This is a genomic window from Bacteroidales bacterium, from assembly GCA_013141385.1.
Classification (GTDB): Bacteria; Bacteroidota; Bacteroidia; order Bacteroidales; family Tenuifilaceae; genus UBA8529.
The window spans coordinates 93,644-116,943 of record JABFRB010000019.1; the positions used below are offsets into that span (position 1 = coordinate 93,644).

Genomic DNA, 23,300 nt, shown 5'->3' on the forward strand with positions numbered 1-23,300 from the left:
CATGATTGAGGTTTGCCTTTTTCAAATACGCGACAATTTTAAAAACCTAAAATTCGTTATTTCATTTTTACTCATAGTTATTCTATTTATATTAAATGCACTGTTTTTTTCTTTTAGAACAGAAAACAGACTAATTGAATATAATAAAATAGAAAAATCATCTGAAGGTGCAATCCGAGATGCCTCCAGTCGATTGAATGATCTCATATTTATTAATCATTTATTAATAAAAAAGCCACTTAACAGTGAATTTATTATTAATGGAAATCAAGATATATTTCCTGATGGTTTTACCCTCAATGTTAAAAGTATAAATTTACCCGAAAAAGTATTTCACGACAATGAAGGAAACTCTAATCTACCTCCTATTGATTGGTTTTTTATTATTTCAATTATTCTACTTTTCTTAATTTTTACATTAACCTATGACTCAATTTCCGGAGAAAAGGAATTAGGAACATTTAAACTTGTCTTTTCGAATAGTATTAACAAACTCGAATTTTTAATAGGCAAAATTGCTGGGATTAGTATGTCCGTTATGATTCCCATACTACTTGGAATTCTTCTGAACATATTTATAATAATTATTTTAGGCAAAATAACATTTGATTCTAAATTACTTGTTCAGGTATTCTTCCTAATTTTCTATACAACGTTCTATGTAATGTTCTTTGTAACCCTTGGAATGTTCATTTCATTTATTTCTAATAACTCCCTAAAATCCCTAATTATTTGTTCTTTATTATGGATTGTATTAGTAGTTATTATTCCTGTTATTGTAAAAATAACGATAACTAATCTGTATGAAATCCCCTCAAAAAATGATTATGAAATTGAATTACAGGAGGCCGATAACAGATTGGTAGAATTTCTCTCTAAATATGAGGCTGGTTCAAGGGGGATTGAAGCAGGAAAAATAGATGATTACAAAAAGGAAAAAGGAGAGGCATTAGCACAACAGGAATTAGCAAATCTGAAACAAAAGATAACCAATACTTACATAGAGAAAAAATTTAGTCAAGCTAATTTGTTTTATAACATATTGAGCATTTCTCCTGTTTATCTTTTTCAATCTACATTAGAAAAACTATTTGGCACTGGATTAGAAAGAGATAAAAAAATTTATAAAGAAGCTCGAGAATTTCAACTAACCCTAATTAATTTCTATAAGAATGAAGATATAAAGGATGCTTCATCGCCAAATGTTCATTTCTTGTATAATTATTTATCTGCAAAAGGGATTAATTATTCAAATATTCCAAAATTTAAAGAAAATGTTGATTCCACGGCCAATCTCATCCTGAAGAGTAGCTCTGCATTTGTTTTTCTCTTTTTGGAATTTGTGATTATTCTTGGTGTAATTTGTATTTTATTTCTCAAAGCAGTGCTATCATGAGTTTTAAAAATGTTCCTAACATTTTTCTAAAAAGTTTAGATGTTGAAATTTCTACGTATTGCAACATAAAGTGTAAATTTTGTCCTAGAAGCTCCATAACTCGGTCAAAAGGAATTATGACAATGGAGATGTTTCAACAATTATATGAGTGGATACCGGTTAATATGGGTATAACCTTTTCTGGAATGGGAGAACCTTTGATGAATACAAGTGTTGTAGAATTTGTAAGAATGCTCAAAAAAAAAAACATTAAGGTTTTTCTTAAAAGTAATGGCCTCTTGTTAACACCAGATACTCTTAAAGCCCTTATAGAAGCAGAGATATTTCATATTCAGATAAGCTTAATTACAGGAGAAAAAACAAATTTTGAGGATTTTGAAAAAAGTTCAGATTTTCAATTATTGAAAAGCAACTTAGAACACACTTTAGCTTTTAAAAACCCTCCCATAAGTTTAAGTGCTGTGCAATCGGAAGATATATCAAATACTAATAGCATTCATAAATTTGCGCAATTACTTAACTTACCGTTGTTTATAAATAAGTTGCATTCCAGGGGTGGTGAACTATATTCAATCAAAGAGGAAACAGCAAAGGATGTGAATAACTCGTTTTGTGAAATTTTTCCATATATTTCATTTATTACATGGGATGGAAATATTTTAAGTTGTTGTCATGATGTGCGAGGCAAATCAATACTAGGAAACATATTAGAGATTGGTTATTTGGAATTGGAAAATAAGAAAAAAGAAGTTATAAAGAGGTCGGAATGGTTTCCATTTTGTTCTCAATGCGATGACGAATTAAGATATACCTTTTCGCAAAATTTAGTAGCAAAAGATTTGTTAACAAGTTTTCAAACGAAGAAAACAAAACTCATTTAAAGATGACTAATTCAATTGTTTGAATTTGTTATATAATGTAGTACCAAATTAAAGTAAAAATGCTTAAAATGAATAACAAAGAAGATTATTTAAAGATTCTTAAAGATTTTTGTTTTACATCTCATAATATTGAACTACAAGACGATATTACAACTTTTACAATATCAAACAATAGCAAAAAAGGTTCTCAATATTTAAAAAATGTAATCGGAATAAATTATTCCGATGTTCCTGTAATGTCAGAAATGCCAACATATAAAGCCATAAAAGATTTGTTAAAGCTAGTTGGTTTTGAAAAAAATAAGAGTAATCTTAAATTATTGGATTTGGGTTGTTTAGAAGGAGGTTACGCAGTTGAATTTGCTCGAAATGGTTTCCAAAAAGTAATTGGAATTGAGGGACGCAAATCTAATTTCGAGAAATGCGAAGCTGTTGCTCATTTTTTAAACCTTAATAATCTTGAGTTTAGGCATGACGATGTAAAAAATATTAAAGATTATAAAGAATCCTTTGATGTAGTTTTATGCTTAGGGCTATTGTATCATTTAGATTCTCCTATTGAATTTTTACAAACTATTAATAATTTGCTATCTGATAATGGTATATTATTTCTGGAAACACATTATGCTCCAAAGAATCAAAATGAACATGAAAATTTCTTTTTAAAGAATGTTTATCCTGATAAAAAACTGTATGAAGTAAAATATCAAAACGAAACATATGAAGGATGTTGGTGGTTTGAATATAAAAGCGATACACCTGATCATAAACAACATCCGTGGAGTGCCGTAAGCAATGATAAATCTTTTGTGCCCACATATCAGTCCTTAGTAAATGGAATTTTTAATACAGGATATAAAACTATATATGTAATTCAATCTCCAATAATAACTGAACTTGAAAAAACTTGGTATAGAATTCTTTTTGCTTGTTTTAAAAATACTTAAATTGATAAAAGCAATTTAAGTATACTCATTTTACTTTAAATATATAATCTTCCTATTGAATATAATAATTCGGAGAAACTTTGTATAGATGCGTTATAAAAACAAAAAACAATCGAATAATCCGTTTTAAGTATAATCATTAACCGGTGTTTGTCTAAATGAAAGTTTTGTTTTGCTCGCCAGCAATCAATGCATTGGGGGAAACTTATACAATTGCTAATTTTGCATTAGAGTTAATGAATAAAGGTCATGAATGTTATTTTTTAGCCCCATTATTAGGTAAACGGTATTTATTAACATTTGGTTTTAGCGAGCATTTAATTTTAGTTTTAAAAGGATCGATTAAAGAAGATAAAGAACTACTAAAAAATAATAAAGTAATATTTGATGCTTTTTTAGACAAAGTATCTCCTGACTTTGTTATAGTTGCTGATTGGCATGAATTTAAACCAAACGGGAATTCAAATAATAATTCATATAATATTCATTGGTTTAATGACAAAATAAAGTTAGGAACATTTGATCATTTTGGCTTTGCTCCAAAGGGTATTAAACTTGATCTGTTTATTAATGGATACAAAACTGACAAATTAATTCCGCCAACAAATCAGTTTTCATTTATCATTCGTCCCTGCCCTCACCATAACAATCTTAAAAAGAACGAAGATAAAATCTTTTATTGGGCTATTATAAAAGATAAATTTGATTATTCAACTACGCATAAAGAGGGATTTAGAAAATATTCCGATTCACATAATATTCAAATTTTTCATCCCATAGGTCTTTGGCAGGAAAGAGCAATTGATAAGATATTCTTAAACTCAAAAATTAATAAAGATTATTATGCGGATATTTTTTTACCAATTATGTTTAATTATTTAACTGACTTAAACGAAGAAATATCTTATATAGTTATTTCAGGAAAGGTAAAACAAGAAACTAAAACAAAGTATCGCAATATAAACATTACATGGAAACCACCAATAGGCAACAGTGAATTTATGCAACATTTATTTGCATCAGATATACTAATTACTGATAATTTAATGAGTTCCAATATAGGAAAAGCAGCATACGGCAATGTTATTCCCATTGTATTCACTAACTCCATGACGTTTGACAAAAAAAATAATTTGCATTGCAATTTTGAATTAACAGATAATATACGAGAAAAGATTTCGGTTTTAGTTGATCATAAATTACTATTCCCGTATAAGGCTTTTCCGATGGGATTGAATGAAATCGAAGAAATGTATGATAACAACCCCTTTACATCATGTTTTATAATGTTAGAGTTATTTGATGAAGTATCTTCAAAAGAACTATTTTACAAGTTAATCAAAGAAAAGAGCCTTTCGGAAGAAATTCAATCAAAGCAAAAGCAATATGTTGAGTTTAATAAAAAGTTATTAACAGCCGAAGAAATTTTAATGCAACTTTAAAAATTGGGTATGAATGTTTTATTATGCTCTACTGGGATAAATTCCTTAGGAGAAACATTTACGCTGGCATTGTTTGGAAAAGAATTAATGGGATTTGGACATCATTGTTTTTTTATTGCACCAAAGCTAGGAAAAGATTATCTATTAACGTTTGGTTTTAGAGAAGATCAAATCCTCGTTTTGTCAAACGATAGTAAAACAAATAATTGCTTTGATTCTGACACTAATAAGAATATACTACAGCAATTTGCTAAGAAAATATCCCCAAAATACATTATTGTGGCTGATTGGCATCACTATAAAGAGGATGGCTATTCTAATAACAATACTTATTCGATTCATTGGTTTGATAAGAATATACCAATGGGAACATTTGATCATGTCGGATTTGCCCCTGAAGGTAAAATTGTAAAACAGGATGAAATAGCACAAGCTATTGAATTAAAAACAAAAAGAGATTTTCAAGAAAAAGAGTTTCCTCCTATGCATGATAGATTTTCTTTTATTATCCGTCCCTGCCCACATCACGATAACACCAAACAATTTGATAAAAATATTTTTTACTGGGGAATTTATAAAGATAAACTTGAAAAAAACGTAAATAATATAACTCAAATTCGCAATAAATATGGATTAAATGAAAATTCAAAACTAATATTTCATGCAATCGGTTTATGGCAAGAGCGTGTAATTGACAGACTCTTCGAAGAATTAAATGTCAACTATAATTATTATGAAGAAACCTTTTTCCCAATTTTATTACACTATTTGTCTAAAGTAGATGAAAATTTTACATATATAAGTTTATCAGGGAAAACAAAAGTTGAAAACGTTATAAATACAAAAAATATAAAGTTCATAAAAATCCCTCCCCTAAAGCACGAAGAGTTTATGCAACATCTTCTTGCGTGCGATTTATTTTTGACCGATAATTTAATGAGTTCGAATTTAGGAAAAGCCGTATTCTCGAACATTCTTTCTGTTGTATTTAAAAATAGCACAACTAATGTAAATGGCAAAATTAGATCACCATTTAAAATTTCTAATTTCATAACAGATAAAATAAAAACACTAATTGAAAATGATCTTTTCTTTCCATATCGATCATTTCCAATAGGTTTATGTGAATTAGAAGAAATGTATACAAATAACGGTTTCGCTGATTGCTTTGTCGAAACAGAGTTTTTTGATGAAGAAAGTAATATTGAACTTTTCAGAAATTTATTTTCAAATACTGGATCGTTTCAAAAAATATTTGAAAATCAGGATAAATACATTTACAATAATAAAAACCTGCTCTCTTCAGAAGAAATTTTAAATCACATTTAATTTTTATACTAATACAATTATATTATGGAAAACCTTGACTTTGGAGTGATACTTGCCGCTGGTAGTGGAAGTAGATTGTACCCCTTAACTAAGTTTTTCCCAAAAATAACTCTGCCAATCTTTGATAAGCCACTTATCGTGCATCATTTTGAGATTTTGCATTCAATTGGCATTAAGAAGGTTTATATAGTCGTTTCTGGTAATAATCATGGTATGATTACCGAAGTTTTGAAAAAAACTAATCACGCCGATATTGATTATGATTTTATAAACCAAGATTATTTAGGAGGAACAGGCCATGCGCTTTGGTTATTAAAAAACCAATTAGAGAACTCAAGATTTATCCTATTGCTAGGGGATGAATATTATAATGATATTACTTCGTTTAAAAAAATTAGGGAATGTGAAGATGAAAACATTCTGGGAATAGTCGAATATGATGACGTTGAAACTATTATGTCTGGCTGTAACGTAATAATTAACAACAACTACATTACTAGGTTAAAGGAAAAACCAAAGGAAAATGAAATTGAGGGTAAATGGTGTTGGGATGGTTCTGTGGTGTTAAACCCTATAATCTTTGAAGTCCTTGATGAAATGATCAAATCTAATCATAAGGAAAAAGGTGAATTATGTATCGTAAAAGCAATGCAAATAATGCTTGATAGGAATATCCCTATTTCAACAATAAAGAAGACATGCGCCAATATCAATATTACCAGCGATATTGATTTGTTAAAGGCGAATTTCATTGAATGTACCAAAAAGTATGACAGTACTCATATATTGGATATTTTAAAAAAGACCATTAAGACTCATTAGTAATCATAAATATGATCTTTAATAACATCAAAATTAAATTATTCTTAAAGTTTTATACCTTTTTAAAACCGTATAAGGCAGCACTTATATTTATATTGTTATTATCCTTAATAACAATTGCTATCAATATTTTAAATCCATATTTATTAAAAATACTTGTGGATGATGCGTTGATGCAAAAGAATAAACAACTATTAGTTAAACTCTTGATCCTGATGGTTGCCTTAGGCTTTTTTTCTACAGGAATTGAATTTCTTAGCACTTATTTTAACGGACTCATAACCGGAAAAATAATGATCAATATAAGGAAATCCATATTTACACATATTATTTATTTACCACAGAGTTTTTTCTTGAAAAATAAAATTGGTGATATTGTTCAAAGAGCAAATAATGAGGTTGATAATTTACGCGACTTTATCACTAACAGCTTATTAAGGGTGATAAAGGATTTTATCATGATTATTGGTTATACGAGTGCCTTATGCTGGTTAAATGCACGATTATTTCTGCTTATAAGTATAACGCTTCCATTAACCATTGTTACTTTACGTTACTTTCAACCTCGAATTAAAAAGACACTTGAACAAATTAGGAGAAAAGATTCAGAAATACTTGGCTTTTTTATAGAAAGGTTTAATAGCATTAAATTGATTCAGGCATTTAATATTTATGAGGAGGAAAATAATAAACTTCAATCACAACTAACTTCCAGATTTGATCTTGGAATGAGGAGGATTAAACTAATAGCTTTTAATTCTGCCATCATGGGATTAGTATTTTCTACTGTTGTGATTATTTTATTTTCGTATGGAGGATATTTAATAATAAACAATCTGCTTACAATTGGTTCACTACTGGCTTTTTTAAGCTATTTACTAAATATTATGTCCCCTGTAAAAGATTTACAAAATCTATACATGGATGTGATCCGAGTTTCGGTTTCAATGGAAAGGATTAATGAAATACTTGCAACAGAAACAATCCAAAAAAAAACAGATTCAGTCTGTCCTTTTGAATTCAAGGATAAAATCCATTTTGATCAGGTAAGTTTCAACTATAATGAATCAAATATTATCAAGAATTTAAATGTTTCATTTATAAAAGGGAAAACTTATGCAATTGTTGGTAATAATGGTAGCGGTAAATCAACTTTAGTTAATTTGCTGTTGCGATTTTTTGACCCCTTAGAAGGTAGTATTTACATTGACACGGTACCCATACAAAAGTTTGACATCTTTCAGCTCAGAGAAAAAATCTGCTATATTTCTCAGGAAAACTATCTCTTTAATGATTCAATCTTTGAAAATATTAGAGTTGGAAAAATAAATTGTTCCGAGGAAGAACTTATAGAGGCCACAAAAAAAGTAAATATATACAGTCTTATTACTTCATTGGATGAAGAGTTTAAATCACGTGTTGGCGATCAAGGAACAAAATTGTCAGGCGGTGAAAAACAAAGAATTGCACTAGCCCGAGCGTTCATTAAAAATGCTGATATAATTATTCTTGACGAAGCTTTTGCATCACTTGACTCGGAAAGTGAAAAAGAAATACTTGTCACTTTAAAGGAGAAGAAAAAAGATGTTACTATCATAATTATTAGTCATAGGGCTAGTACAATTAAAGAAGTTGATGAGGTTGTTTATATAAACAACGGAACTGTTGTTGAGCAAGGAAAACACGAAGAATTAATGTTAAAAAAAGGATATTACTGGAATTTATTTAAAGAACAAATGGAAATTTCATTAGTATAAAACAATTGTTTATGAATGTTTTAATTTTAGTAGCTCCAGAAGAATCGTCCTTTTATATGGGGAAAAATCTACCTCCATTGGCGGTTGGAGTTTTGCAAGGTTATTTTCGATCAAAAAACCACAATGTAAAATCCTATGATCTCAGTATTCCTTTCAAGGAAATGAAACATAAAAAATCCTATAGCTATCGCAAATGGATTGCTCTTTTTAAAAAGGATTCTGTTTTCGAATTAATTAATAACTCTCATTTAGAACCAATTGAAGATTTGGTTGGTGAATTATTTCAAAACATAGACTTTACTAATATTAATTTTGTTGGGATTTCAACAGGAAGTGGAGTTTCACTTTTCGAACTCCATTTTTCTTTACTTATAGGTAAATATATTCAATGTAAGTATAATCTACCGGTTGTTTTTGGCGGAATAAATATTTCTCATATATTCAGTTTTAAAACTGCTTTTAAGGAATTATGGGAATTGATTTCAAATAATTTTAAATATATTTTTGTTGGCTCAGGTGAATCTTCATTTGAGAAATTGGTAAGTGCCTATGCTAGTGGTAATGCAGGCGAAATATATTTGACACTCGAAGGTGCTGTATATTATAAAGAAGGCAATGTTTACGCTAATAAGCAGGCTTATCCATCCTTTATTTGTCCAGACTTTGATGGCTTTTCTCTTTCATATTATACATCATATTTTAATCCTGAAAACTTAGAAGAAAATATAATTCAATATTTTGGATGGCCATTCCCTTATAACAACTTTGCAAAAGATGTGAATAAGATTAAATATCAAAAACATGATATGAAAGAAGTGTTTTTACCCTACTATTTTAATCACCATTGTCCATATAATTGTGCATTTTGTAGTCAAAGCGATAAAAACAAACTCTCCCCTTGTTCCAAAGATTCGGAAACAGTATTAAAAGATATTGAATGCTTAGTTTCAAAATATAAAACAAAATACATTCATTTTGTAAACAATACATTTAATTACACCCCTTCGTTTGTTAGGGGATTTTGTGAAGGAATAATAAAAAGAAATATAGAAATCTACTGGAGCGACTGTGCCCGTGTCAATAACTTAACAAAAGAACTACTAGAGCTGATGTATAAAGCTGGTTGTCGCAAACTTGTTTTTGGTTTTGAAACTGGAAGTAAAAAACTACAGAAATATATTAATAAAAAGTTAGATATTGATCAACTATATAAAGTTCTTACATTATGTCATGAAATAGGTATCATGTGTGATTTGGAGGTTATTATTGGATTCCCTTATGAAACAGAGGATGACTTTATGGATACATATAATTTTCTTGATCAAAACAGAGAATATATAAATTATTTTTATTTAAATAGATATTTTGTTGTACCCGAATCATTAATGGGTACTTATCCAGAAAACTACAATATCGAGTTGTTTGAAGTTCAGGACTATAATATAATATTGAATAAAAACAAAAACTTATTTTTGAGAAGGTATAACTATAGTACTGGGGATGATATAGAATTGTCGAATCTTCATATTTATTCATTTAATGAAATTAATGGCCGTACTTGGAATGAGATTAATTCTGATATCAATGCAAGATTTGAAAAAATATACTCTTTACAACAATCATTTAAATCCTTTATTGATTCATCTAAATATATATCCTAAGTTACCTAAATTAATTTTATTGAAGCAGAAATTATTTCGATTCAAATAAATTTTTGAATAATTGATCAGTTGAGATGGTTAAAAATATTTTAATAATCTTGGTTCCGGAAGAACTTGGGTTATTTTATGGAAAAAATATCCCTCCTATGGAACTTGGGATTTTGAAATCATATCTAGAAAATAACAATAATAACAATGTAAGTATTTTAGATTTGTATTGCGATTTTGATGTTAATAATATAAAACTCGAAAAAGGTAATTTTTTTCTTGACCTACTTAACAAGGAGTTTGTTATTGACCAATTGAATGCAAATAGTCTGAATGAAGAACTTGAAAATAATTTTGAGCCATTTTTAAATAAAACTGATATTCACAAAATTGATGCAATTGGAATATCAATAGGTTCCGGTATTTCTTTTTTTGAAATCCACTTCGCCTTCTTATTGGCTAAATATATACAATTAAAATACGACAAGCCCATTATTTTTGGAGGAATTAATCTTAAATATATTTACATGTTTAATGATTTATTTTCAGAATTATGGAAATCGTTACGTAAAAATTTTACTTTTTTTATTAAGGGACCGGGAGAAGTATCTTTAGCAAAATTGTTAAATGCATTAGGTGATGAAGATATGTATGAAGTTTATAAAAATCTTGAAGGTGCTATTTATTGGGAGGATGATAAGTTAATTGCCAATTCTGAAGCCAAACCAACATTCACACTCCCAGATTTCACTGGTTTAAATTTAATTTCATACACAACCACAATAGATACATTAAATCATCAAAATAATATTAAAAATTATTTTTGGTACCCTTCCCCTTTTGGAATTAAGGCATCTAATCGGTTAAAGGCTACATCACAAAACAAGGAGGATATCTTATTCTTACCTTACGTGTTTAACTTTTATTGCCCTTATAATTGCGCATTTTGTGAGCAAAGCGAAGAAATAAAAAGCAAGCCTTACTCCAAACCGGCACAACAAGTTATTTTGGATATTAAACATTTAATGAATACTTACAATTCACAATACTTTTATTTTTTTAATAACACTTTTAATTATAGTAAACAGTTTGTAATTGAATTTTGTAATTCTGTAATAGAGCAAAAATTAGAATTTTATTGGAGCGATTGTGCTCGTGTTAATGGTTTAAGCAAAGAATTACTTGAATTAATGTATAGGGCTGGTTGCAGAAAACTAATTTTTGGGTTTGAAACAGGCAGTTTTAAACTTTTAAAATATATAAACAAACAAATAAATATAGACGATTTAGTATGCGTGCTTAATTGGTGTAAAGAAATAGGTATTGCAGCAGATCTTGAGGTTATTGTTGGTTTTCCTTATGAGTTTGAAGATGAGTTTTATGATACATATAATTTTCTGGAAAAAAACAAAAATATTATAAATATTTTTCATTTGAATAGATATTTTGTAGTTCCGAATACCTTAATGTGGGTTTATCCTCAAAAATATAAAATTGATCTAAAGATTGTTACAAGTTATGATGAAATACTGGATAGAAATAGGCAGGTTATCCTAAATAATCTTAACCACAATTGGGTAAATGATGATGGTCAAAACAATTTTCATATTTATTCATTTGACGAAACGCAAGGAAGGAACTATGAAGATATTTCAATACAAACAAGAAAAAAATATCAAAAACTTAAAAACCTTCAAATTAGCTTTCCGCTATTTAAAGAAGCTGTTTCAAATTATTCACTATGAAGTTGAGAATTCTATTTGCTCCATTGAGTATCTATTTTTCACATATCTCCCGATGTTTGTGTATTGCAGAAGCTTTAAGATCTAAACATGATGTTCATTTTATTGCATGTAATAGATATTTAAGCATCATACAAAAAGAAGGTTATAATGTATTGCCAGTAATCTCAAGTGATTTTGACAAACAGACTATTTTTGGAGCTCCCGAAGACTATCAAATGAAATTTAATAGTCATTTAAGTAGGGTTAGATATAATTTTAAAGAAATGATTAAAGATGATTTTGATGCAATAAAAAAAATAAAACCTGATATTGTTGTTTATGATGGTAGAGCAACAACCCATCTTGTTGCTGAGTATTTAAAAATTCCCTCTATCGAAATACGAAACCATATGGGAATAAGGACAAAAAATGAAATAGAAACACTACAAAATAAGGGAAATATTGAGGTTAACATAAAGGATCTTGAAGATTCATATAAAGAGATAATGTCGGCATTAAAAACTCTACCAAACATAAATCTACTAAATTTTTTAAGTAACTATAAATTTTCACCTGTGATAATACCAGGAATTCAGGAGTTTGAATTAGAAAATAGTACAAATTGTTTCTCTGACAGATTACATTCTTTTGTTGGCCCTTTAATATGGAATGGATGGGAAAAGTGGGAATCTGTGCAACATGTTCAAAATGGGAGAAAAGTTGTACTAGTGACTTTAGGCAGTACATTTCCTTTCAAACATTTAATCGATGTGTTGCTTAATGTATTAAATAACAAGTTGTATTATATATTTAACATCGGCGATAATTTCTCATTAGAAATCAATAAAGAAAAATATCCTAATTGTGAATTCCACAAATATTTGAATTTAGAAGAAACGTTAAAATATGTTGATTTTGTTGTACACCACGGAGGGCATGGAACAACGATGCAAGTTTTAAAAGCAGGAAAACCAAGTGTTATAATTCCTTTCAACGGGGATCATATGGAAATTTCAAGTCAAATTGAAAAACTAAAATTAGGTGTTCGTATTAAAAAGTATCCGGATGAGATTACTGAGTTTGATATAAAAAAAGCCTTTGATGAAATATCAAAAGATATTTATAAATTCAATGTAAAGAAAATAGCGGATAAAATAGAAATGGAATCAAATCCAGCTACTAAAGCGGTCGAATTTATTGAACAATGTTATTCTTATAAGACAATAGGATAAATATCGTTTAAATATAACGTTTAAAAAAATCAATATGAAAACATTTAGTAAAATATCTTTAATTTTCATTGTCCTTTTTTCTCTTTCATGCAATTCAGGAAAAGTTGATGAAAATGAAGTTCTCAATAAAATTATGAATCTGTGTGGAGAAAAAGAAACGGTACAAAAAATTAAGGATCAAAAGCAAGTTTGGTCTATTCATGATAGCAAAGGGAATAATTTAAAATGTTTCTATTTTTATAAACGTCCAAATAAATTTAAAATGCAAATTATTACGATGGATGGAAATCCTCTTCTCCTTACTATTTATGATGGAAACAAAGGAATTAACAAAATTTTTGGTGAAACCCATATTATGACTCAAACGGAATTAAATGAGTATAGAATTACAATTTTAACATGGCTAGATAAATTCTCTGTTTATCAAAAAAAAGATTTTAATTTCATAAAGAATATTAAGGATGATGATAAAGAATATTTGGTTTTTGATGTTACAGATGAGTTTAAGCAGAAACATCGAATTTATGTAAATTCCGAAACAAAAACCATAGATATTATTGAAGAAAGCCATATCGATATTATATCTAAGCAGCCTTCGGCTCGTAAAATAGTAACAAAATCATATACCAAAATAGAAAATGTAACTTATCCGCAAGAAGTAGTTGTTCAAGATGTAAATGAGAGCAATCAAGTGGCAAACAATGCCAGATTTCTGAAACTTGAATCTGTTTTTAATAACATAAATATTGAAGATAGTGAATTTGATATAGATGCGATTATCAAGGAAGATACTAAGTAGTTTATTGTTAGTTGATTATGTTTTTCATTTATAGGTGGATTAATAAATATCACCAACCTATTATTTACCAATCAATTATTTTAATTCCATATGTTTAAAAAATCAAGCCTAGATCCAGAAAAGACTGATATATTACTTCAAAATATAAAGCCTGATTTACGTCTTTTATTGTTGTTCACAAATCAGAAATGTAATGCAAGATGCAATTTCTGCCATATTTGGGGAGAAAAAGGGTGGGCTCTGAACAACTCAGGAGAACAGTCTTTAGAAGAGATTGAACTTAGTGTTATCACTAAATTTGTCAACGATGCAATAAAAATTAACAAAAAACAATTTTGGGTAATGCTAACCGGTGGGGAACCAACTCTATACAAAAATTTCGAGCCCCTTGTTCAATTTTTAAAAAATAATAATCTTCCTATAATTTTGCTAACGAATGGTTCTCGATTGGTTAAGCAATCCAAATTCATTGTTGAAAATCAAATTAATGTTATTTCGATTTCATTAGACGGACCTCCTTTAATTCACGATTCTATTCGGAGTATTAATGGGTTATACAATAGTGTTTGTGATGGAATTGAAATAATTATTAAAGAAAAAAAGAGAAGAAGAAGTCATTATCCAATGCTTTTTCTTAATTGCGTAATTTCTGATTATAACAGTGCTTATATGAAAGAATTTATTAGTCAATTGAAAATACAATTTGCAGAAAGAGGTATTAAACTAGGTTTTAACCTCGAATCTATGAAAGAATTCAATGAAGTAGTGATGCGATTTGAGCCAATGCTACACACAACAGAAGAGCAGGTTGTCAAGTATAAAGAAGAGATGAAAAAATATTTTAATACCGAATTATCGTCAACACCATTTAGTTTTGTTCATGATAATAGCGGCATTGAAATAAAATCTGTTAAAAATTTCTTAGAATCTTTATGGGGTGAAGATGGGGCTAATTTCAACGAATTTGTTGAAGTCGATGAGTATTTTCAAAATATCCATAACACTTTTGGACACAAGAGATGTTTTGCGCCATGGCATGGCATGATTGTTAGGCCTAATGGAGATGTTTATTTTTGTCCCGACTTTAAGGAATATAAAATTGGAAACATTACTCAATCAAATTTTGATGAAATTTGGAATGGTGACAAAGCAAATAAATTTCGAGAAGTGCTAAAAACTCGATTACTATCATTGTGCAATAGATGTGGCGGGCTATATACTGATTATAATTCATTAGATTTAAATTGTTAAATCTAATAAAATTCATATACGCTTTTAAATTATCAGAACTAATTTAACACATGCATATGTTTAACAAAAATTATAATTATTAATTAACGTGAGTTCGATATAAGAAATGTGATAATATATTAACTTTCATAGACATATAATTATTTAGTACCATGATGGAAGGTTGGAATAATGGAACTGGAGCGAAGCGGAACTCGACGAAGTCAAAACAAGAGGTTAGATTTTTGCTTGTATTTTCCACTATTCCATTGATTCAAATAAAACAAATCGATTGATATATAGGTTTATACATTGTTTTTTACATCGAACTGACGTTAATTACATTAACTTTTGTTTATCACACAATGATAGGCTCAAATATGCAGAAGAAATAAAAATTGCGTTAAAAGAAAGTTATACAATTCTATCTATAGTGGAAAATAAAGGAGTCATGTAGAATTTCTTGGCATAAAACAATGCCTTGTTTAAGTTGCAATTCGATTTTAATATTTTCTATTTTTTTTGATGTATGGAAATTATCAGGAACAAAAGCGGGCATAAAATTTAATTTGCGGATTACAATGGACAATGAGTTACAATTAAAAGTAAAAGAATTTATTTTGGATAAAACTTTTGCTGACAAATCAAAAATAAATAACGAAACTTTAATTTTTAGAGAAGGGTATCTCGATTCGATGGGTTTTACTTTCTTAATTTCTTTTTTGGAAAAAGAATTCGCTATTTCATTACAAGATCGTGACTTAATTGAGGAAAATTTTGAATCCATTAATGCAATAACAAGTTTTGTTTTAAAAAAGAAACTTTCTTAAAAATAATATGTGTGGGATTGTTGGCATACTAAATTATAAGCAGGAAAACTTTGTTTCGGTTAAATTGCTTGAATGTATGCTTGATGTTATAAATCACAGAGGTCCTGATGAGAGGGGTATTTATCTAAACAAAAATTTAGGATTAGGGAATGTTCGGTTAAGTATTCTCGATTTAGAAACGGGGCAACAACCGCAGAGCGATTCTTCACAAAACTATTGGATTGTATTTAATGGTGAAATATTTAATTATTATGAAATTAAGAATGAATTACAAAATCATGGTTATTCATTTATAACACAAAGTGATACAGAGGTTATTGTAGCGGCCTATTCTATTTGGGGGTTAAATTTCCTTTCCAAATTGAATGGGCAATTTTCTTTTGCAATATGGGATAAAAAAAAACAGGAATTATTATTGGCAAGGGATAGAGTTGGTATTTGTCCGCTTTTCTATACTGAAAATAATGGATCATTTATCTTTGGCTCAGAAATCAAAGCAATACTTCAACACCCGGAAATTGTTCCAAAGCTCTCAATAACTTCTCTGTGTCAGATATTTACTTGCTGGTCAACGTTAAATTCTGCTACACTCTTAAATGATATTAAGGAGGTTCCTCCGGGTCACTATCTTAAAATAGGCAATGGAGAAGTTCAATTAGAATCTTACTGGAAACTTGATTTTTCAGAGGATTTTGGATCTAAAAAAATCAATATTCGCGATGCTGGTGAAAAACTCAAGCAGATACTTACCGATTCAGTAAGGATAAGATTAAATGCCGATGTTCCAGTCGCCGCTTATTTAAGTGGAGGGATTGATTCAACGGCTATTACAGCCTTGATAAATAAAATTGCTCCAGGTATACTAAATACTTTTTCTGTTGGATTTTCGGATCAAGAATTTGATGAAACAGTTTATCAACAAGAGGTTAGTACGTTTTTTCACACTAATCACAAAAGTCTAAAATGCACTAATGAAGAAATTGCAGATGTTTTTCCACAAGTAGTTTGGCATTCCGAAAATCCAATGTTACGCTCGGCTCCAGCGCCAATGTATAATCTTTCAAAGTTTGTAAGACAAAATAATATTAAAGTTGTTCTGACAGGAGAAGGTGCCGATGAGATGCTTGCAGGTTATGACATTTTCAAGGAAATGGCAATTCGGCGTTTTTGGGCATGTGAACCTAATTCAAAGTATAGATCATTATTATTGAAAAAACTCTATCCATACATTCCACAAATTAAAGATGCTAATATACATACATTAAAATTTTTTTATGGATTCAAATTAGAAGATGTCAAATTACCTTATTATTCGCATATCATGAGGTGGAATAATGGAAAGCACCTTCTAAAATATCTACACCCCTTACACAATAATATTGTATCAAATTTTGACCCTTTTACTTGCTGGATAAAACATAAACCTCATAATTTTGATAATTGGAACAATCTGGGGAAAGCACAATACATTGAATCTACCACATTTATGTCGGGCTATCTTCTGTCTACACAAAGTGATAGAATGACTATGGCAAATTCGGTGGAGGGGCGTTACCCTTTTTTGGATCATCGATTAATTGAATTTGCATGTCAATTACCTGAAAACTTCAAGATGTCAGGATTAAATGAGAAATATATCCTAAAAAAAATCATGGTAAATGAAATTCCTCATTCAGTACTTAATCGAAAAAAGCAAGCATACAGAGCACCTATAAGAAATAGTTTTTTTGGAAAAAAAAATATAGATTATATAGAATCACTTACTAATGCTCAAACCATCTCAAATCATGGAGTTTTTAATCCATTATTAACAACAAAACTTTTTGAGAAAGCAAGAAGTAATGAAAATATGACAGAAATAGACAATATGGCTATTTGTGCTATTATTTCCACACAATTATTTTTACAAATGTTCGTAACAAAACAATTTCCGCTTTCAGATACGAAAGTAAGAAGCAGTTTACGTCTTATCGAAGAAGTCTAACCCAAGGTTTTATATAAAACTATGAATACTTTTAACAAGGAAATTCTCAGATTTAACGATCCAGAAAAAGCAGCAAATAATATTGTACAAAAAATACAGCATACTGTTCTTGAAACCTTAAAACGAAACGGTGGCGTTATTGGTATAAGTGGAGGAATAGACTCTTCTGTAACCCTTGCTTTGGCAGTAAAAGCACTAGGATCAAAAAATATTTTAGGATTAATCCTTCCCGAAAAAGATTCTAATCCAGAAAGTAAACAATTAGCCTTAAAATTATCTGATGCATTTGGAGTACAGACAATTGAAGAAGATATCACTCAAGCACTGGAGGGTTTTGGCTGTTATCGCAGAAGAGATGAAGCTGTTAGAAGCATATTCCCGGAATATGATCCATGTTACTATAAAATGAAAATTGGTATTAATCAAACAGGATTAAATCAGAACTTACCGCCAGTTTTTTCATTAACAATAATCGATCCTGCAGGTCAAAATAAAAGTAAAATTTTACCCGCCAAAGAATATCTGCAAATTGTTGCTGCATCAAACTTTAAACAACGTTGCAGAATGGCAATGCTTTATTATTATGCAGAACAAAAATACTATGCAGTTATAGGCACTCCCAACAAACATGAAGTGAACCAAGGTTTTTTTGTAAAATATGGAGATGGAGGTGCAGATGTTATGCCGATAGGTCATCTTTATAAAAATCAGGTTTATCAAATAGCTGAATTCTTAGGAATACCCAAAGAAATTATTGAACGGACTCCTACAACTGATACTTATACTGCGGAACAAACTCAAGAAGAGTTTTTCTATCAATTACCTTTTGATGAAATGGATTTAATTTGGTATGGATATGAGAATAAAATTGAGCCTGAAATTGTAGGGAAAACTCTTAATAAATCTGAGCGAGAAATTAAGATCATATACTCTAATTTTGAGAGAAAGCAAAAAACGACAGAATACCTAAGAACTCCACCCATTATATAGTATTATAATTACATAATAATTCAGCGATGAATTTTTTCGATTATTTATTTGAACAAACTAAAGAGTTAGAAAAAAATTTGTTACTCCGAAAATCGGAGCAGGCTTCGTATCATGAAATCCACGTAACTAGTTTGTTTTTAGCTCAACATATCCAAGAGACAATTGGTAGCAGAAATAATATTTTAATAATTTCTGCTAATTCCCTATTTTTTATTACTGCTTATCTTGCGATTATAAAATCAAATAATATTTGCATCCCTCTTAATCCTGAGATTGAGGAGGGGACTCTAAAATATATTTTAAAAGAATGTAATCCTAAACTTATATTTACTCCTTATGCCCATAACCAAACATTGATTGACGCTAAATGGAAAATAGTTGATGAAAAGGCGTTGAAAGAAATAGTTAATCAAAAAGCGGAGATCAAATTATTAGAATCTGATTTTGATTCAAACAACATTGCAGAGATTATTTTCACATCTGGCACAACGGGAACGCCAAAAGGTGTAATGCTAACACACAAGAATTTAATAGCTAATACAAATTCAATTATTTCATATCTGGAGTTAAGTGAAAAGGATACAATGCTGGTTGTTTTGCCTTTCAATTATTGTTATGGACTTTCGTTATTGCATACTCACATAAGAGTTGGCGGTTCTCTTGTATTAAACAACTCATTTATGTTTCTCGGGACCGTCATTAATAATCTCAAAGAATACAAATGCACAGGATTTGCAGGCGTACCCACTCATTTTCAGATACTCTTACGAAAAACAAAGGATTTCAAGAATACAGATTTCCCGAACCTTAAATATGTGACCCAGGCTGGTGGAAAATTACATGATGCATTTATTCTGGAGTTTATTGAGACTTTCCCAAAAATAAAATTTTATGTGATGTATGGTCAGACTGAGGCTACTGCACGATTATCTTTTCTACCTCCGCATTTAATTCGAAAAAAGATAGGTTCAATAGGCAAAGGAATTCCTGGGGTTGACCTTAATGTAATTGACTCTTTTGATAATCAAGTAAAAACGGGCGAAGTAGGTGAATTAGTTGCAAGAGGCGAAAATATTATGTTGGGTTATTATAATGATGAAAAGACAACTAAAGAAACCATTCGTAACAACTGGTTGCGAACTGGAGATTTAGGTGTAATTGATGATGAAGGGTTTATTTATATTACAGGAAGAAGAAAAGAGATATTAAAGATTCGGGGAAACAGGATAAGTCCTAAAGAAATAGAAGGGGTTATTTTGCAAATAGAAAATGTTATTGACTGCATAATTTCGGAAACAATGGATGATACCGTTGGCGAAACTATTAAAGCTGAAATTATTGTTAATAATGATAGTGGAATAACTTCAGACTTTATTCAAGAGTACTGCTCCAAGGAATTAGAATCCTTTAAAATTCCAAGAGTTATTGAAATTAAAAAAACATTTAAGTTAAATGCTTCTGGTAAAAAATATAATTAAAGTTTATGGATTTTTATAGTATCGAGTTTTTTTTGTTTTTTATTGTTACACTCTGCTTATATTACTTTTTACATTCGAAAACTCGAAATATTTTGCTTTTTGTAGCAAGTTCGTTTTTTATTTTATTTGTTTCTGCTTGGTTTCTAACCTATGTTCTAGCTTATATTCTAATTAATTATTTAATTATATGTTTATTAGATGGATATGAACCTAATCCAAAATTAAGGAAAATTATCTGCAACACTGGAATTATTCTTAATATTTTACCTTTGGTTTTCTTTAAATATCTCAGTTTTATTATTACTGGATTATTATCTTTTTTCAATTTTTTTGGCTTCTCTAACAACTTCCATACAAATAACATTTTAATTCCTATAGGTATTTCTTATTATACATTTCAAGGAATTGGCTATATTCTTCAAGTGTATAGAGAACATGAAAAAGCAGAACGAAACATTTTCATATTTTCAAATTATTTTCTTTTTTTCCCAAAATTCCTTTCAGGACCAATTGAATTATCCAAAACATTTATTCCCCAACTAAAATCTGTCCAAAATTTTAAATGGGAGAATATACAAGAAGGTGTTCAATTAATATTATGGGGAGCTTTTAAGAAATTAGTAATTGCCGATCGATTATATGTAATAATCAACAGCGCTTACCCAAATATTGGTCAATATAGTGGTAATACCCTATTTGTAACGTTCTTATTGCAACCTCTTCTTTTATATTGTAACTTCTCTGGATATACTGATATTGCTTTAGGGGTTGGCAGAACATTTGGATTTAAACTTACCGATAATTTTAATCGTCCTTTTTTCTCACCTAGTGTAACACAATTCTGGCGCCGATGGCATATATCACTTTCTAATTGGTGTAATGAATTTATATTTAAGCGATTATCATTCAAGATGCGAAAATGGGGCAGTTGGTCGGGCTTTTTTGCAGTTTTTATTACCTTTCTTGTAATTGGCATCTGGCATGGAGCAAGTTGGAAATTTGTTGTTCTCGGTTTGTTGCAAGGAATAGCTATAAATTATGAATTTTTTACAAAAAAATATCGGCTTCAAATTGCAAGTAAGTTTCCCTCGTATTTAGTTACTTCTTTTAGCTGTCTGGCTACTTACCTATTCTTTTGTTTATCATTGACATTTTTCTATGCAAATTCATTATCGGACGCTTTATACTTTATATCGAAACTATTCATAAATGTTAATTTTTCAACACTAACCCTTCCATTTATAACAGATATTGATAAGGTAATCATATTAATATCATTATTAATTGTTTTTGTTGTTGATTTTATACAAGAACAGGGGATAAAGGAAATAAAAGCATGGTGGGCATTTCCTGCAATTATAATTTTCTTGTTTTTTGTTTTATTGATTAATTTCGTAACGAGCGTAACGTCAACACCATTCATTTATACCTTGTTTTAGATAGGTTTTCCGAAGAATTAATTTTTTGAGTTCTTTAAAAGTCCTAAATTTAAAACCAATAATTGTTAGGTGGCTGTATTACAATAACTAATTCATGTAGAGTTAAGCAACATTTCAGTTTTATTGAGTTTTAACCTCAATTATTAATTTAAAAGTACTAGTTCGATACTTGAAAATAAGAACATGAATAAATCTAAATAATTACAAACTATGAGTAACGGTTTTTATAACAAAAACAAAACAAAAGTTAGAAAAATAATTATAGTGGTATTCATTATTATTATTGATCATATTTGTTCCATCTTTTTTATTCCTGAAAGTAGTTTTTACAACGACTTTAGAGTTCAACACTCATATTACCATCATTCATTATTACCTAATCAAAGTTGTAGAACTAATATTAATGTTCAAAATCAACTTAATGCTGGTATTCTGAATTTACCCTTTATTGCAGGTGAAGATTATGTTGTAAAAACAAACTCTCTAGGTTTTATCGATCACTCCGAACGAAATATTCCGCTTTCCACACAAAAAGACCGAATGTTATTCATCGGAGGATCTTATGTAGAGGGTTATGGTTGTACTTTCGATTCGTCTTTTGTAGGTCTTCTTTATAATAAATACGATCAAAACCAATATGAGATATTAAACGCAGGAGTAATAGCATATTCTCCTAAGCTTATTTATTTAAAAACAAAGTTTTTAATTGAAGTAACTAAATTAAAATTTAATAAATTAATTGTTTTTGCAAATACAGTTGAAATCTCAGATGAAATTATATACGAAAGTTTTGTCCCTAAAATCAGTAAAAATGATGCTGATTATAATTCACGCAAGAATAAGGCAATAAAGTACCTCCGAAAAAATTCTTTCTTATACTTCGCTCTTTCAGAAATTTATCGAGGAAGAAATTTTTTAAAAGATCCTACCAAACCATCCTCAACCTTGCCTCTTTGTGAAGATGTATGGCCTACTAAACAAGATTATATCAACCAAAGATTATATTGGGAAGATAGTGTAAATTATGAAAAATGGGGGAAAAAAGGATTTACTTTAGCACAAACCAACATTAGTTCTTTATTTGAATTATGCCGCAATTACAATATTGAAATGATTGTTGTAACCCATCCCTTACCCGAAGAGGTTCTTGAGCACCATATTGAATGTAAGTATGTTCAACTATGGGAAAATTATTGCAAGAAGTATAATGCCCAATTTATAAATCTGTATCCGGTCTTTATGAACAATTCACTTTCTCCAGAAGAAGTTGTAAACACTTATTATATTAAAGGAGACGGTCATTGGACTCACAAAGGTCATAAACTTGTGGCCGATTATCTTTATAACAATTTGAATATAAACTAAATAATT

The 23,300-nt window shown here is 29.3% G+C and carries 18 protein-coding genes; all 18 read left to right on the forward strand.

Annotation, left to right across the window (positions count from 1 at the left end; all coding sequences use genetic code 11):
- The first annotated feature begins 1 nt into the window (after nucleotide 1).
- The 18 genes from HOO91_11295 (at nucleotide 2) to HOO91_11380 (ending at nucleotide 23,294) form a co-directional block, all read left to right on the forward strand.
- Entirely contained in the window at nucleotides 2-1,396 is a 1,395-nt protein-coding gene (locus HOO91_11295; GenBank protein NOU18129.1) for an ABC transporter permease subunit, read from the forward strand.
- Entirely contained in the window at nucleotides 1,393-2,277 is an 885-nt protein-coding gene (locus HOO91_11300) for a radical SAM protein (GenBank protein NOU18130.1), read from the forward strand. Before HOO91_11295 ends, HOO91_11300 begins: the two co-directional genes overlap by 4 nt.
- Nucleotides 2,278-2,345: 68 nt before the next feature.
- A complete protein-coding gene (locus tag HOO91_11305; GenBank protein NOU18131.1) occupies nucleotides 2,346-3,224 on the forward strand; it encodes a class I SAM-dependent methyltransferase in 879 nt (292 codons plus the stop codon).
- Nucleotides 3,225-3,382: 158 nt separating this feature from the next.
- On the forward strand, nucleotides 3,383-4,666 hold the full coding sequence (locus tag HOO91_11310) for a hypothetical protein (GenBank protein NOU18132.1): 1,284 nt from the start codon (nucleotides 3,383-3,385) through the stop codon (nucleotides 4,664-4,666).
- 9 nt (nucleotides 4,667-4,675) lie between these two features.
- Entirely contained in the window at nucleotides 4,676-5,995 is a 1,320-nt protein-coding gene (locus tag HOO91_11315; GenBank protein ID NOU18133.1) for a hypothetical protein, read from the forward strand.
- A 24-nt stretch (nucleotides 5,996-6,019) separates the two neighbouring features.
- On the forward strand, nucleotides 6,020-6,817 hold the full coding sequence (locus HOO91_11320) for an NTP transferase domain-containing protein (GenBank protein NOU18134.1): 798 nt from the start codon (nucleotides 6,020-6,022) through the stop codon (nucleotides 6,815-6,817).
- Between the two features lie 11 nt (nucleotides 6,818-6,828).
- A complete protein-coding gene (locus tag HOO91_11325) occupies nucleotides 6,829-8,574 on the forward strand; it encodes an ABC transporter ATP-binding protein (protein ID NOU18135.1) in 1,746 nt (581 codons plus the stop codon).
- 11 nt (nucleotides 8,575-8,585) lie between these two features.
- On the forward strand, nucleotides 8,586-10,235 hold the full coding sequence (locus tag HOO91_11330; protein NOU18136.1) for a radical SAM protein: 1,650 nt from the start codon (nucleotides 8,586-8,588) through the stop codon (nucleotides 10,233-10,235).
- 74 nt (nucleotides 10,236-10,309) lie between these two features.
- Complete coding sequence (locus tag HOO91_11335) at nucleotides 10,310-11,968, forward strand: radical SAM protein (GenBank protein NOU18137.1); 1,659 nt, start codon at nucleotides 10,310-10,312, stop codon at nucleotides 11,966-11,968.
- Nucleotides 11,965-13,179 carry a hypothetical protein gene (locus tag HOO91_11340; GenBank protein NOU18138.1) on the forward strand — a complete coding sequence of 405 codons (1,215 nt, stop codon included), beginning with the start codon at nucleotides 11,965-11,967 and terminating at the stop codon, nucleotides 13,177-13,179. Before HOO91_11335 ends, HOO91_11340 begins: the two co-directional genes overlap by 4 nt.
- A 34-nt stretch (nucleotides 13,180-13,213) precedes the next feature.
- The gene (locus tag HOO91_11345; protein ID NOU18139.1) at nucleotides 13,214-13,978 is read left to right on the forward strand and encodes a hypothetical protein; all 765 of its coding nucleotides are present in this window, start codon (nucleotides 13,214-13,216) and stop codon (nucleotides 13,976-13,978) included.
- A gap of 90 nt (nucleotides 13,979-14,068) precedes the next feature.
- The gene (locus HOO91_11350; GenBank protein ID NOU18140.1) at nucleotides 14,069-15,229 is read left to right on the forward strand and encodes a radical SAM protein; all 1,161 of its coding nucleotides are present in this window, start codon (nucleotides 14,069-14,071) and stop codon (nucleotides 15,227-15,229) included.
- A gap of 455 nt (nucleotides 15,230-15,684) precedes the next feature.
- Nucleotides 15,685-16,038 (forward strand): acyl carrier protein, encoded by a 354-nt coding sequence (locus HOO91_11355; GenBank protein NOU18141.1) that lies wholly within the window; start codon nucleotides 15,685-15,687, stop codon nucleotides 16,036-16,038.
- 7 nt (nucleotides 16,039-16,045) lie between these two features.
- Nucleotides 16,046-18,022 carry an asparagine synthase (glutamine-hydrolyzing) gene (asnB, locus tag HOO91_11360; GenBank protein ID NOU18142.1) on the forward strand — a complete coding sequence of 659 codons (1,977 nt, stop codon included), beginning with the start codon at nucleotides 16,046-16,048 and terminating at the stop codon, nucleotides 18,020-18,022.
- A gap of 21 nt (nucleotides 18,023-18,043) precedes the next feature.
- Nucleotides 18,044-19,012, forward strand: coding sequence for an NAD(+) synthase (nadE, locus tag HOO91_11365; GenBank protein ID NOU18143.1), 969 nt, complete (start codon nucleotides 18,044-18,046; stop codon nucleotides 19,010-19,012).
- A 26-nt stretch (nucleotides 19,013-19,038) separates the two neighbouring features.
- Nucleotides 19,039-20,490 carry an AMP-binding protein gene (locus tag HOO91_11370; protein ID NOU18144.1) on the forward strand — a complete coding sequence of 484 codons (1,452 nt, stop codon included), beginning with the start codon at nucleotides 19,039-19,041 and terminating at the stop codon, nucleotides 20,488-20,490.
- Between the two features lie 269 nt (nucleotides 20,491-20,759).
- Nucleotides 20,760-21,929, forward strand: coding sequence for an MBOAT family protein (locus HOO91_11375; protein ID NOU18145.1), 1,170 nt, complete (start codon nucleotides 20,760-20,762; stop codon nucleotides 21,927-21,929).
- Nucleotides 21,930-22,139: 210 nt separating this feature from the next.
- Nucleotides 22,140-23,294 (forward strand): hypothetical protein, encoded by a 1,155-nt coding sequence (locus tag HOO91_11380; GenBank protein NOU18146.1) that lies wholly within the window; start codon nucleotides 22,140-22,142, stop codon nucleotides 23,292-23,294.
- Nucleotides 23,295-23,300: the final 6 nt, after the last annotated feature.